At 43.4% G+C, this 14,273-nt stretch carries 10 protein-coding genes; 1 reads left to right on the forward strand and 9 read right to left on the reverse strand.

From position 1 onward, the window contains the following. Nucleotides 1–22 precede the first annotated feature (22 nt). From I2F62_RS08855 to ptsP, 8 genes are all read right to left on the reverse strand, one after another. A complete protein-coding gene (locus I2F62_RS08855) occupies nucleotides 23–1,345 on the reverse strand; it encodes a basic amino acid/polyamine antiporter (protein ID WP_324626655.1) in 1,323 nt (440 codons plus the stop codon). Nucleotides 1,346–1,350: 5 nt separating this feature from the next. Further along, nucleotides 1,351–2,226 (reverse strand): homocysteine S-methyltransferase family protein, encoded by an 876-nt coding sequence (locus I2F62_RS08860; RefSeq protein WP_324626656.1) that lies wholly within the window; start codon nucleotides 2,224–2,226, stop codon nucleotides 1,351–1,353. Nucleotides 2,227–2,341: 115 nt separating this feature from the next. Beyond that, the gene (locus tag I2F62_RS08865) at nucleotides 2,342–2,791 is read right to left on the reverse strand and encodes a hypothetical protein (protein ID WP_324626657.1); all 450 of its coding nucleotides are present in this window, start codon (nucleotides 2,789–2,791) and stop codon (nucleotides 2,342–2,344) included. A 17-nt stretch (nucleotides 2,792–2,808) separates the two neighbouring features. Next, nucleotides 2,809–4,083 carry an MFS transporter gene (locus I2F62_RS08870; protein WP_324626658.1) on the reverse strand — a complete coding sequence of 425 codons (1,275 nt, stop codon included), beginning with the start codon at nucleotides 4,081–4,083 and terminating at the stop codon, nucleotides 2,809–2,811. 77 nt (nucleotides 4,084–4,160) lie between these two features. Beyond that, entirely contained in the window at nucleotides 4,161–5,783 is a 1,623-nt protein-coding gene (mqo, locus tag I2F62_RS08875; protein ID WP_324626659.1) for a malate dehydrogenase (quinone), read from the reverse strand. Between the two features lie 542 nt (nucleotides 5,784–6,325). Beyond that, the gene (locus I2F62_RS08880; protein WP_324626660.1) at nucleotides 6,326–8,035 is read right to left on the reverse strand and encodes a fructose-specific PTS transporter subunit EIIC; all 1,710 of its coding nucleotides are present in this window, start codon (nucleotides 8,033–8,035) and stop codon (nucleotides 6,326–6,328) included. A gap of 4 nt (nucleotides 8,036–8,039) precedes the next feature. Next, nucleotides 8,040–8,975, reverse strand: a complete 936-nt coding sequence (gene pfkB, locus I2F62_RS08885) for a 1-phosphofructokinase (RefSeq protein ID WP_324626661.1) — start codon at nucleotides 8,973–8,975, stop codon at nucleotides 8,040–8,042. Nucleotides 8,976–8,978: 3 nt separating this feature from the next. Next, entirely contained in the window at nucleotides 8,979–11,825 is a 2,847-nt protein-coding gene (ptsP, locus tag I2F62_RS08890; protein ID WP_324626662.1) for a phosphoenolpyruvate--protein phosphotransferase, read from the reverse strand. A gap of 285 nt (nucleotides 11,826–12,110) precedes the next feature. Between ptsP and ybaK the strand changes: the two genes are divergently transcribed. Then, entirely contained in the window at nucleotides 12,111–12,581 is a 471-nt protein-coding gene (gene ybaK, locus I2F62_RS08895; protein ID WP_324626663.1) for a Cys-tRNA(Pro) deacylase, read from the forward strand. Nucleotides 12,582–12,631: 50 nt separating this feature from the next. Here ybaK and I2F62_RS08900 read toward each other — a convergent pair whose 3' ends face one another. After that, nucleotides 12,632–14,266: an inorganic phosphate transporter gene (locus tag I2F62_RS08900; protein ID WP_324626664.1), complete on the reverse strand. Its 1,635-nt coding sequence runs from the start codon at nucleotides 14,264–14,266 to the stop codon at nucleotides 12,632–12,634. Nucleotides 14,267–14,273: the final 7 nt, after the last annotated feature.

The raw sequence follows: 14,273 nt of genomic DNA on the forward strand, positions 1-14,273 counted from the left end.
TTTTTTTATGCCGAACAGTCAACTAAGCTGACTGTTTTTTGCGGTGCAGGGCATAACTATAAAAGAAAATAATTAAACCTGCGGCATATAACGCCACAGAAAGTCCAAGCAAAGATAAGCCTGCGGCATATAACAACCACAGTGCATAAATAGTTGCAACCGAGGCAATGGCAATATGTTTGGCCTGACGTTTTTTACTGGCTTCTTTTAAATAAAATGCAGAAACTAAAAAGTACGGCAGTAAAATCATCACAGATGAGATAAGCAACAATTGGGTATAGTTTTTATTGAAGAAACACACCGCAATTAATGAAAGTTGCACCACAACCGAGGTCAACCATAACGATGAAATGGGTACATTATTGGCATTCGTCTTTAAAAACACCGCTGGGAAAGCGCCATTTTTAGCCGCTAAGAACGGAATTTCTGTGGCAAACAACGTCCAACTTAAGTAAGACGAAGACACCGAAATAATCAAACCCACGGTAATAATAATAGTGCCGGGTAAACCAATCAGTTGCGTTAAAATGGTTGCCATCGATGGATTATGCATTGCAGCAATATCGGCACGGCCGCTAATCCCATAAGATAAAACCGTAACCATGACATAAAAGGCCAGCGCAACCAACACCCCAAAAACGGTGGCTTTACCAATATCGTGGCGGCGCTGCGCCCGTGACGATAACACCACAGCACCTTCAATGCCGGTAAATACCCATAATGTAATCAGCATTAAGTCTTTCACTTGCTGCCACAGCGGCACTTTAAGCGAGAAATCGAGTAGGTTTTTGTTGAATAAATCCAGTTTAAAGGCAATAAAACCAAAGACGATAAACACCACCATCGGTACAATTTTAGCAATGGTGGCAATTAAGTTCACCACTGCTGCTTCTTTAATACCACGGCTGACCAGCCAATGAATGAGCCAAACAAAAATAGATGAGCCAATCAATGCATACAGCGTATTGCCTTCGCCAAAAATAATATGGTCGGGGCGATCGGTAAACATGCCGACACTTGAAAAAGCAATCACCACGTAACCGACAATACCAATGGTGGTACAGAGCCAATAGCCCCATGCCGAACAAAAGCCAATCAGCTCGCCAAAGCCTGCGCGAGCATAGTTATAAATCCCGCCATCCAGTTCAGGATATTCACGCGACAAATACAGCAAGGAAAAGGCTAAAAATAAGATTCCCACGCCAGTAATTAGCCACGCAATTAGCAGTGCAGAACCATTTGCGACCGCAGCCATATTTTGGGGTAAGCTAAAAACCCCAGAACCAACCATCGAACTAAAGACGAGGGCGGTTAAAGAAAGTAAACCAATTTTTGCAGAGGACATGAAGGTTATTCTTTAAAAAATGCCGAAAGTTGTGCGATATGCGATGGTGTAATACCACAGCAACCGCCAATAAGTGTTGCACCTGCTTGTTGCCATTGCTGTGCAAAATGCAGATAAGATTCTGGGGTTAAATCTGGACGAACCTCATCTAAACCATCGTTTGCGGTGGCATTTTCATCTTGTGGCGGAAATGCATTAGCATAGGCACCAATGGTCAGTTCTGGCGCAAGTTGTTTAATTTCTTGTACGGCTTGTAAAATCACTTCAGGTTGGCAGCAGTTAAATAACACTGCTTCTGCACCGATGCGACGCAGCACGGCCACAGCTTGTTCGAGGTTTTCACCCGAACGTAGTGTTGCGCGTTCTTGCTGTAAAACATCGTTAAGGGTAAAAGACACCCAATAGGCTTTACCATCTTTGGGTAACAAGCCATGCACCATTTCAACTTCAATTAAGCTAGATTGCGTTTCTGCAAGCCAAAAATCGACCGCAGGTGCAAGGGTTTCAATAATCGGTAACGCAAGCTCTTTTACATGATCTTCTTGGAATAAATCGGCACGGTACGAACCAAATAAAGGCGGTAAACAGCCGGCAATTTTTACATCCTTGCCACTTTCTTGTACGGCTAATTTTGCTTGATCAATCGCAACTTGAACCAATTCACGGACTTGTTCGTCAAAACGTTCTTGCCCAATGTGAAATGGCACCACCGCATAATTGTTGGTGGTAATGACTTCAGCACCTGCCTGAATAAAGTCAAGATGCACATCTTTCACAATTTCAGGGGCTTCCCATAATGCCAAAGCAGACCATTCTGGCTGACGAAATGGTGCCCCGCGTCGTGCAAGTTCTCGGCCTACACCACCATCTAAAATTTTCATTGTTGCATGTGTCCATTTGCCTCATTTAGGGCAAACAGTATAAAGAAAAGTCATTCTTAGGTTAATGTTGTTTTTGCTATAGTCTTCAGAAAAGATGAAATAGTTCGCCGGCCGATTATAACGCGCCAAGTTTTTGCCATGTTTCGCCGGTTTCAAACGAGGCATAATGTTGCTTGAGTTGCACAAGGCTTTGCTGTTCGGTGTAGCCTAAAGCCAGTAAACCAAGCAGAAATGTGCAGCGCAAAAAAGCGCTATATTGCGTTAAATGTGTATGCCGCGCCCAATAAAGCGCCGAAATTAAAACAGGCAACAGCAAGACCCACATTAAAGATAAATTTTCCCGAAGCATCCATGCACTACAAAAACTAATGACGGCAGTAATACCATAAAACCAAGTTTGGTGAACGTTAGACTGCGCCAAAATATACAGCAGCCAGAAGCCCAACACGAGCCCAAAATAAACGCCAGTGCCGCCTAAAATCGCTAATTTTGCTGCATAGAAAAAAAGCACGCTAAATATAAGATGCGGCAGATATTGATTAAACTTGAAGCAATAACTAGGCATAAGTACTCGAGATCAATTTAAGATACAGATGAATCGTTCGATTCCGGTTTGAGCGTGAACTGCAATAAATTTCGCGTGCGTGCGTAGGTGAGACCCACACTCAGCAAAGATAAACTCCCGCCAATCAGCATAGCAGGGATAATGGTAAAATAACGCGCCATAATGCTTGATTGTAGCGCTCCCAATTCATTGCCTGAAGTCACAAAAATACCATTAATGGCGGCAACACGTCCAAGCATCGCTTTGGGTGGAATCCATTGCAGTAAGGTTTGTCGAATGACAATGCTAATGCTATCGCAAGCCCCCATCATCAGCAGCACAATGATGGCGCTATATAAATGCCGAACTTGGGTGAACATGAGCGTGCAACAAGCAAAGCCAAATACGGCAATTAATAGGGTGCGCCAAATGTGTTGTTGTGGTGGAAATTTGACTAAAAAACTCATAGTAAGCAACGAACCAACGGCAGGTGCTGCGCGCAGTACGCCAAAACCATCGGCGCCTAAATGTAAAATCTCACTGCTAAAAATAGGCAGCAATGCCAGAATTCCGCCAAAAAACACCGAACTTAAATCTAAAAAAATCGCCCAAAACAGCATGGGCTTTTGCTGAATAAAATCGGTGGCTTCTTTTAAACTGCTGATCATTGAATGGTGTTGTAAGGCAGGAAAATGCCGTGCTTGCATTTGCCACAATGCCCAACTGCCTAAAATGAATAACGCCACAGTGACTGCGAAGGTGCCATTGATGCCCACGCGTGCAATCAGTAATCCTGCAAAAATAGGCGCGAGAATGGCATTGATTTGCCAACACAATGCCGTCCATGTGGCAGCCTGACTATAATGTTCTCTTGCAATTAAAAAGGGGCGTAACGAATTAAAACAAGGGCTATAAATTCCGCGGATACACCCCAATAAAAATAAAATGCTATAGGTGAAGGCTAAAAAGAATGGCGTGCTGAGGTTATGTTGATGCTGAGCATAAAAAATGAGCCACAAGGCGAGTGCCAAAGGAATCGAACAACTAAAGCTCCATTGCAGGATTTTTTGTCGATTAAAACGATCGGCGATATAGCCACCAAAAATAGAGAAACACACAAAAGGAATAAATTCGACCACACCGACCAAGCCCAAGCTTATCGGATTTTTGGTCAGTTGATATAAAGCATAAGCAATTAAAATTTCTTGAATTAAAATCGCTTGGGTCAGGCAGCACTGATTTAACGTCAGTCGGGAAAAATCACGATATCGTAAAAAAGAAAACGAGCCGACAGACGAGGAAATAGCTGACATAAAAAATAAGAACAAATTAGGCAAAAGAGAATAAAAAGGACGAACCGAAGTTCGTCCTTTTTCAACACATCACTGGCTTATTGCGCAGTAGGCTCTGCTTGCACAGCTGCGTGAACAGGCGTGTAATGCAAGCCAAGCGTTGAACTGGTGTATTGACGAACTTTATCCAACAACACAGGATCTTTAATTAAATCTTGTTTGTACGATGGAATAATGTCGTGCAATTTAGCATTCCATTCCCCTTTAGTTTGTTCAGGGAAGGCTTTTTCAAGCACATTTAAAATGATGTATGGCGATGTTGATGCACCTGGAGATGCACCCATTAATGCAGCAACGGCATGATCTTCAGAAACAAAGACTTCTGTACCAAATTGCAATTTGGCAGGTTTGCCCGGTTCTTTTTTGATGATTTGAACACGTTGACCACCTTGGCTTAAATGCCAGTCTTTAGGATCGGCATTTGGATAGTAACGTTTCAATTCTTTGAAGCGGTCTGCGTCAGACATCATGACCTGACCAATTAAGTATTTAACGAGGTCTAGATTTTCAATGCCCACAGCAGTCATTGGTAAAACGTTGTTTTTGTTGGTGTTTGCAAGTAAATCAAGCTGCGAACCATTTTTCAGGAACTTGTTTGAATAGGTTGCAAATGGGCCAAACAGGGTATATTTTTTGCCATCGATATAACGCGTATCAATATGCGGTACCGACATCGGCGGCGCACCAAAATCGGCACGACCATACAATTTAGCCGTATGTTCAGCCGCAACTTTTGGATTATCTGTGATTAGGAATTCACCACCCACAGGGAAACCAGCATATTGTTTTGCTTCAGGCAAACCAGTCATTTGCAGCATTTTAATGGCTGCACCACCTGCACCAATAAACACAAAACGTGTTTTCACATGGTTGGTTTTGCCAGTTTTTAAATCTTTAAATTCAACCGACCACGTCTTGTCTGCATTTGGACTAATTGCAGTAACTTCTGTTGAAGTTTGTAATTTAAAGTTCGGATCTTTTTCAAGATGTCCAACCAACTGCGTTGTAATTGAACCGTAGTTGACATCGGAACCGATTTCCATGCGTGTCGCAGCAACTTTTTGCTTTGGATCACGACCTTCCATCACCAAAGGCGCCCATTGTTTAATCTGATTTGGATCTTCAGTAAACTTCATGCCTTGGAAAATTGGGCTTTTAATCATTGCCGCATAACGTTTTTCTAAGAATTTAACGTTGTCGTCCATTACAAAAGCATGGTGAGGCACAGGATTAATAAAAGATGTTGGCTGACCTAAAACATTTTGCTTAACTTGGTATGACCAGAACTGTTTGGCAACTTCAAATTGAGAAGCGACTTTTTCAGCTTTAGAAATGTCCATTTTACCGTCTTTTTCTTCGGTATAATTCATTTCCATAAAGCCTGAATGTCCAGTTCCTGCATTGTTAAAGCCATTTGAACTTTCTTGTGCAACTTTATCTAAACGCTCATACATACGAATTTGCCAATTTGGCTGCAATTCGTTTAAGTAGGTGCCGAGCGTTGCACTCATAATACCGCCACCGATGAGCACGACATCTACAACCGGTTCGTTCGCTTCAGTTTGGATGGATTTAGACGCAACAGGTCTAAATAAGAAAAGAGTGGCTAATACGATTAGTGCTATCAGCAGCACCAATAAGCCTTTTAAGATTTTATGCATTCAATTGCCTTAAATTTAAATAACTTGCCTGACACTAGGCATAAAGATCTAACATTAAAATGAATGTAATCGGTTGATGTGATGCATTCATATAAAGCCAATGTTAGAGAAAAATTCCCATATTCATACTTTAGTAGTATAACAATTGTAAAATTAAATAAACAGATCAAGCCGAAATTGTTTAGATCAATGCTGTTTTTAAATCAATTTTTATTTTAAAAGTGTTTTGAATGAATGGTTTAAGTTTATAGATTATTTTCTGCATTCAATGGAATTGTAAGTTTTAATTAACAATAAAATTGCGCGTTGAAAAGAGAAAAACTGACCGTTTTTTAATGTTTTAAATGCCGTTACAGTCTCATGCGATGCAAAAAAATTTGTGCAAGTTGTATTTTTGAATACTCACAATAAAAGAGCTGAAAGGTAGACTTGAGGGGGAGTGTTGATCATTATGTGCTATTGGGGCGTATTTTTAGCTATTGTTTTAAGCGATAAAAAAACTGAATCCGAAGATTCAGTTTTTTTATATTTAAATAATGGCTTTAAGAAGCAGTCACCACTTTTTCTGGCTGGGCAAGCTTTTGTTTTACGAACGCATAAGCCACGCCTGTAACGACACTACCAATCGCGATTGCGAGTAAATAGAGTCCAGCAGGGTGAATGGCACCCGGAATTAAGAGTACAAAAATACCGCCATGTGGTGCCATCAATTCACATTGAAATAACGCCACCAATGCACCGGTTAACGCACCGCCGGCAATGGTACATGGAATCACACGGATGGGATCTTTGGCTGCAAACGGAATAGCACCTTCTGAAATAAAGCACAAACCGAGAACAAAAGCGGCTTTACCTGCATCACGTTCGCTTTGTTCAAATTTTGCTTTGGCCAATAGGGTTGCAATGGCCATACCAATTGGTGGAACCATCCCTGCGGCCATGGTAATCGCCATTGGTAAATAGGTGTGTGTGGTTAACAGCCCAACGGTGAAGGCATAAGCGGCTTTGTTGATTGGGCCACCCAAATCCACACACATCATGCCACCTAAAATAATGCCCAGTAAAATTGCATTGGTGGTGCCCATGCTATTTAAGAAATGTTGCATGATTTCAAAAATGTGCGCAACCGGTTGACCGACCACATAAATCATCAGCAAACCAACAATTAAACTTCCCAATAATGGAATAATTAAAATGGGTTTAAGCGCTTCTAAACTGGTTGGTAGTTTTACTTTTTTGGCAATAAACAGGGCCAAGTAGCCGGCCAAAAAGCCTGAAATAATGCCACCTAAGAAACCTGCTTGTAATTGGCTTGCCAATACACCACCAATTAACCCCGGTGCTAAACCCGGACGGTCGGCAATGGAGTAGGCAATATAGCCAGATAACATAGGCACCATGAGTAAAAATGCCGCATCGCCCACTTGCTTGAGTGCAGCAGCCAATGTGCCTGCTTCTTTAAAGGCTTCAATACCAAAACAAAACGAGAGCGCAATCAGTAATCCACCTGCCACCACCATCGGAAGCATGAACGATACGCCGGTCAGCAAATGCTTATAAATGCCAACTTTTTCTTTCTTTTCGGTCGTTTCAGTTGAAGCACTTTGTTTGCCTGAATCTAATACTTTGGCATCGCTAATTGCCGCTGCAAAAGCTTTGTCAGTTTGTTTTAAGGCGAAGCCCGTACCACAGCGGTACACGCGTTTACCCACAAAACGGTCGGTGTTGACTTCAATATCGGTGGCTAAAATGACGATGTCTGCTGCGGCAATTGCCTCAGGCGATAAAATATTTTTTGCACCCACCGAACCTTGGGTTTCAACATCAATTTGATACCCGAGTTTCACCGCGCCTTGTTGTAAGGCTTCGGCGGCCATAAAGGTATGCGCAACGCCTGTTGGACACGCAGTGATGGCAACAAAACGCGTGGCTGTGCTGCTCGTTGCTGCCGCTTTGGCATCTTGTGCTTGGCTTAAGGCTTGTTGAAGGGTCTGCTCAATGTCGTCATTGGCTTGTTCAAGGCCAATCACCGCAACTTTTTGCTGATCGTTGAGTTTGAGGTTTGCAAGCGCTTGCCCAACCACAATCACCAAGTTGGCATCGGTTGTTTCAACAGCATCTGGTGAGGCTGCAAGTGTTGCAGCATAGCCCAAAGTTGACGCAGCTTGAGTGAGCTTTCTCGCCAAAATCAACGCATTGACAGCCTGTTCAGGATGATGCGGGACAAATAAAATGTTCTGATGTTCTGACATGATATTAACTCAATGAATTGATGACGATTTGTTGCTTCAAAGCATCAATCACGTCTAAATTGGGTACATGGAAGCCAATTTGGGTGACGGCATGGCTTGCAATGGCTGTGGCAGTTTTCAGCGTTTCTTCAGCACTGGCGTGATTAACCAAACCGTGAATCATACCTGCAACCAGTGAATCGCCCGCACCAACCGTACTTTGTACGCTTACGCGTGGCGCAGAGGCATGTAATGGATGCTGCGGATGCAACCAGTTCACGCCATGTTCACCCATCGATACAACGATGTGTTCAATCTGCATGTTGGGTAAATCGTTAAACAATTGTTGTTGTTGTTCAACGGTGTCGGCCGCACGCGCATAGGTTTCGGTAAGCTCATCGGTATTGGGTTTAATCAACCACGGATTCGCCGCAATGGCCGCCTCTAACGCTGCGCCACTGGTGTCAACCGCAACTTTTTTACCTTGTTGCTGTAACCATTCAATCAATTGTTGCAATTCTTGTGCACTAAAGCCTTGCGGCAAGCTGCCTGCAACGACAATCACTTCGACTTGGTCGAGTAACTGGGTCAGTTGATTTTTTAACTGTTGTTTTGCCGTCGCATCGACCCAAAAACCTTTGCCGTTAATATCGGTCATGCGACCAGATTGTTCAGCAATTTTAATGTTTTGACGGGTTTCACCTGCAACATAAACAAATTGATTGTCAAATTGTTGAGTTTGAAAGTGTTGTTCGAACACCTGACGATTGTCTAGCCCCAAAAAGCCGCTCACAATCAGTTCGTGGCCTAAATCTTTGAGTACCTGTGCAACATTCAGCCCTTTACCTGCCGCATGACTTTGTGCTGTTTGTTGGCGATTAACTTCGCCGACACGTAAGCTGTCTAACTGCACGGTAATATCAATGGCAGGGTTTAGGGTAATGGTTAAAATTTTTGCCATAACTTATTCCACCAAATCGCGTACAGCCAGTGCGCTTTCACAGCGAAGGGCTTGTTGGGCCAATTGTTGGCAATGTGCGTAATTTAAAGTACGAATTTGTGCTTTCACCAATGGAATGCTCGCACTCGACATACTGAGTTCGTCTACGCCTAAGCCAAGCAATACTGGTACTGCTTTCGGGTCTGCGGCCAATTCACCACAAATACCGACCCATTTGCCATATTGATGCGCTGAACGCACCGCTTGGTCAATCAGTAATAATACACTTGGATGCAAACCATCAGCTTCTGCAGAAAGCAGTGGATGACCGCGGTCAATTGCCATGGTGTATTGGGTTAAATCGTTGGTGCCAATACTAAAGAAGTCGACTTCTTGCGCCAAAATTGGGGTCAATAATGCCGCAGCAGGCACTTCAATCATCACGCCAACTTGTAAGTTGTCGCAAGGATATTCAGCACGGACTTCATCTAAAATGGCTTTTGCTGCACGCCATTCTTCCACACGTCCAATCATTGGGAACATAATGCGAAGTGGGCGATTATCGGCTGCTTTTAACAATGCCGCCAATTGTTGACGTAACAATTCAGGCTTACGTAAAGTTAAGCGAATACCACGTACACCAAGGAACGGGTTTTCTTCAGGTGCAAGCGGAAGGTATGGCAAAGGCTTATCACCGCCAACGTCTAAGGTACGTACCACCAGTGGGCGACCTGCTAAAGCATCAAGTACGACACGGTAGTCGGCTTCTTGGGTAGCTTCATTTGGTGCGCTGTTGTGCGACATAAATACCAATTCAGTCCGCAATAAACCAATCGCTTCGGCACCGTATTTGACGGCTTGCGCGGTGGCTTGAACTTTACCAATATTCGCTGCAATTTCAACATGATGTTGATCTAGCGTGATGGCTGCATCTAAGCAGTGTTGTTCAGCTTCTGTACGTAATTGTTGTTGCTTAGCACGCTCAGCCATGGCATGGTCGATTAAGCTTTGTTCAGGCTCAATTACAAATTCGCCATTATCACCATTGATCAGCACGGTGGTGTTGCTGTCAATGTTGAGCACATCTGCACCCGCACCGACTACAGCAGGAATGCCTAAGGCGCGGGCCACAATCGCACTGTGTGCACTTGCACCGCCCACAGCAGTTAAAATGCCTGCAACGCGGTCTTTGTTTAAACGCGCAACATCGCTTGGGCCAACATCGTGCATGATTAAAATGTACGGTTGTTCAGGCTCCGAAATTTCAGGCGCGCCACACAATACGGCTAAAACACGTTCGCCAATGTCGCGTAAATCGGCGGCACGTTCGGCAAGTAAACGGTCTTTTAAAGCTTCTTGGGCTTTGGCCGCAGACTCAATATAGTCATGCCAAGCTGCAGCAGCAGATAAGTTTTGCTTTAAGCCACGTTTTACATTTTGGATTAAATCCGGATCATCCAGCATTTCCAAATGTGCCAAGAAAATTTGTTTAATTGCACTCGATTGCGTTTGCGCAATAAATTGGCGAATGCTGTTTTTGACTTGGCGAATGGCAATATCAAGACGTTCGTTTTCTTGTTTTAAGCTATGGCCAAAACGGTCGTATTGGAATTCACGTGGTTTGACCACATGCGCAGGGCCAAACGCCAAACCCGCAGATGCGGCAATGCCTTTGTTGTTGCCGTCATTGGGTTGTTCAAAGGTCAGTACTTCAGGCACTTGTGCAACAGGTGCTGTATGTTCATCAATCGGTTCAACTTCTTCGCCCAAGCCATCTTTCACGGCTTGAATCACGGCATCTAAACCGGCAACGGCATCGGTTTCTGGTTCAGCAATAAAAGTTAAAGTTTGGCCGCGGCGACAACCAATCGACAATAACTTAGTTAAACTTTTTGCCGACACAAAAGCGCCGTCATCGGCTGCAACTTGAATCTCACCTTGGAAATTTTTAGTGATATTCACCAATTGCGTTGCAGGGCGGGCATGTAAACCATGAGCATTGGCTAAAATAATTTTACGCGCTGGCCAATCGGGAATAACTTCTGCACCAATCAACTGCGCAATTTGGTGACTGTTTTGTTCTTGGTGAATTTTGCTCAGCTGCGCAGGGTCGAACAAAATATCCATTAGACGATTGAACTGCGGCATGTCAAGCTGATCGTTGCTGGCTACGCAAAGTAAGCTGCTGAGTTCTTTGTCCTGATGACGAATCGGTTGTTCCGATTTAATAATACTCACCGCAGGGCTTAACACATGCTGATTGGCGGTGATCGACCAAATGCCTTCACCTAAATGAATCATGTGTTTTGGATTCAGTGCCGATAAAAATCCGCATTCAACCAATTTTTGTTGTTTGAGTAACTGTGTGCCGTGCCAAATTAAATCTTCAACGTCTTCTGCTGCAACTTGAGTGGCAATTAAGTTTTCATGCAGCGCAAGCGATGGTGGCTGCGCATGTAATAACTCAATAATTTGTTCGGCAGATTGGGCGTTTTTGACTTGCTCGGACACATCGTCAATGAGGGCACGGGTTAAAATCTGTAAAACTTGTAAGTGTTCATCTGACTTAGCAGCAATGACTACCGCCAAATAAATTTTATTTTCTCCATCCCAGACCACACCTTCAGGGAAATGCGCCAAACGCACACCTGTTTCTAAGATATATTGGCGAGATTGAGGTGTCCCATGTGGAATCGCAATTCCTTGACCCAAATAGGTAGCACTTTGCTGTTCACGAGCCGTTAAACCTTGTAGATATTCGGGTGTGACCAGCTGATCTTCAACCAAAATATTCACTAGACATTGCAACGCCTGTGCTTTATCTACAGCATGTTGATTCATGCGAACATGTTGTATATCTAGCGCGATCATAAAAATTCCTTGAAAAACATCATAATTTGAATTGAGGCGGTGCCTTTCTGGAGAAAAATAAAAGCCGAATTTTACTCGGATTTGTCGCGAAAATCAGTCTTTTTTTAATCATCCATGGGGTTTTTTGTGAAGATGTGAAATCGATGCAGTTTTGAGTCGAACGATTCACTGCTAAACCCGCGACGTCTTGTCTGCGGGACTGATGTTTTATCTTAACGTAGAATAGTGTGCTTGTATCATCGCAGCCATGTTATCTTTAAAAAAATTGTAAAAGTGGAACATGAGATGACACCGGCATGTCGATTATTAAAATCTAAAAAAATTGAATTTAGCCTGCATGAATACGAACACGACCCACACGCCAAAAGTTTTGGTTTAGAAGCCGCAGAAAAGCTGAATTTGGCCGTGCATGAAGTCTTTAAAACGTTGTTAGTCACCGACGATAAACAGCATTATGTGGCCATTTTACCTGTGCAACATCAGCTTAATTTAAAGAAAGTTGCCGCGGCATTTGGCTGTAAAAAACTACATATGGCCGACCCGAAAGATGCCGAACGCTTGACCGGTTATTTGGTCGGAGGCATTAGCCCACTGGGGCAAAAAAAGCGTTTAAAAACCGTGCTCGATGCCAGTGCAGAAACCTTGGGGAAAATGTATGTCAGTGGCGGAAAACGTGGTTTGGATATTGGCTTAAAACCGCAAGATTTAGCCCATATTTTAGAGGCGAAATTTGTTGATGTTTTAGACGATGGTTAAAATGAAAACAGGGATCGAATGATCCCTGTTTTATGGTTAAATGTTTATTTTTAAATAAATTGTAAGAACAGCCAATATAAGCTTGCAGACAGAATCATGGCACATGGCAGGGTGAGTACCCACGCCATTAAAATGCTTTTTACGGTTGCCCATTGCAGCCCCGACTTATTGGCAGTCATGGTCCCGGCAACGGCACTGTTAAGTACGTGTGTGGTGCTGACTGGTAAACCGAATTTATCCGCGGCAATAATCGTGCTCATGGCTACAAGCTCGGCAGACATGCCTTGCGCATAAGTTAAATGGGTTTTGCCAATGCGTTCGCCAACCGTCACTACAATTCGTTTCCAGCCCACCATTGTGCCTAAGCCTAAAGCCAGTGCCACAGCCACTTTCACCCACGTTGGAATATATTGTGTCGCTTTATCTAGGTTTTGACGATAATCCGAAATGGTCGCTTTTTGAGCTGCGTTAAGCTGATTGAGATGCTGGCCTTTATCTAACTGCTTTAAGCTGGTACTGCTTAAATACATATCGTTGCGTAAATTAATGGTCGCTTGTTCAGGAACTTTGGCGATACTGCCGTAACTTGCCACCGCTTGTCCTAAATGATTAGACAATGCCGCAACCGCAGGAATCACTTGATCATTCATTTGATGGTTTTGAATAAACTTGGTCAGAATATTGCGCGCTTCAGGATTTTGCATTGCGTCGGGGTTGACCGTTAAGGTATGTGCCGCTTTTTCTGAAAGTGCAGCAAAGGACTGAACTTGGCTTTCATCCATAGTTTGGTTGAGTGAATAGGCCAAAGGCACAATACCAATTAAAATGAGCATAATTAAGCCCATGCCTTTTTGACCATCATTTGAACCATGCGCGAAACTGACCCCTGTACAGGTCAAAATCAGTAAAATACGCACGATGAACGAAGGTGGTTCATTGCCTTTAGGTGCTTCAAACACTTCAGTTTTGCGTTTTTTTAACACCACTTTAAGAATTAAAAAAGCTACAGCGGCTAAACCAAAACCAATTAATGGCGAGAAAAATAACGCTTTTGCAACTTTAAAAATTTGCTCTAAGTCGACACCACTCACGCCATCGGTCGCTGAGTGTAAGGCTTGGTTCATGATACCCACGCCAATAATTGAGCCAATCATGCTGTGTGAACTCGATGCTGGAATGCCAAAAAACCACGTGCCCAAATTCCAAATAATGGCAGCAATCAGCAAAGCAAAAACCATGGCGAAACCGGCACCGCTATTCACGTGCAGAATTAATTCAACAGGCAGCAATGCAATAATGCCGTACGCCACCGCACCACTTGCGGTCAGCACCCCTAAAAAGTTGAAAAAACCAGACCACATTACTGCCACTGGAGCAGGCATGGCATTGGTGTAAATGACCGTTGCCACTGCATTGGCGGTATCGTGAAAACCATTTACGAACTCAAAGCCCAGCGCAATAATTAACGCGACCCCAAGCATAATGAATGAAAATGCGCTTAAAGGTGGGACATGAGATAAATCGAATTGAAGCTGAATGCCAATATAAACGATTGCGCTTAAAATGACGGTCGCAAAAATATATTTAAACCAAGATGGCGCAGGTGCATTAATATGAGAAGACGTTCTTGGAAAATATGCTTGTTTTGGAGCAGAAGTCGAAACAGCCGATGTCTGATGATTCATGCGAAGG

Origin of the sequence: Acinetobacter sp. MD2(2019) (genome assembly GCF_035615615.1) — a bacterium.
GTDB lineage: Bacteria > Pseudomonadota > Gammaproteobacteria > Pseudomonadales > Moraxellaceae > Acinetobacter.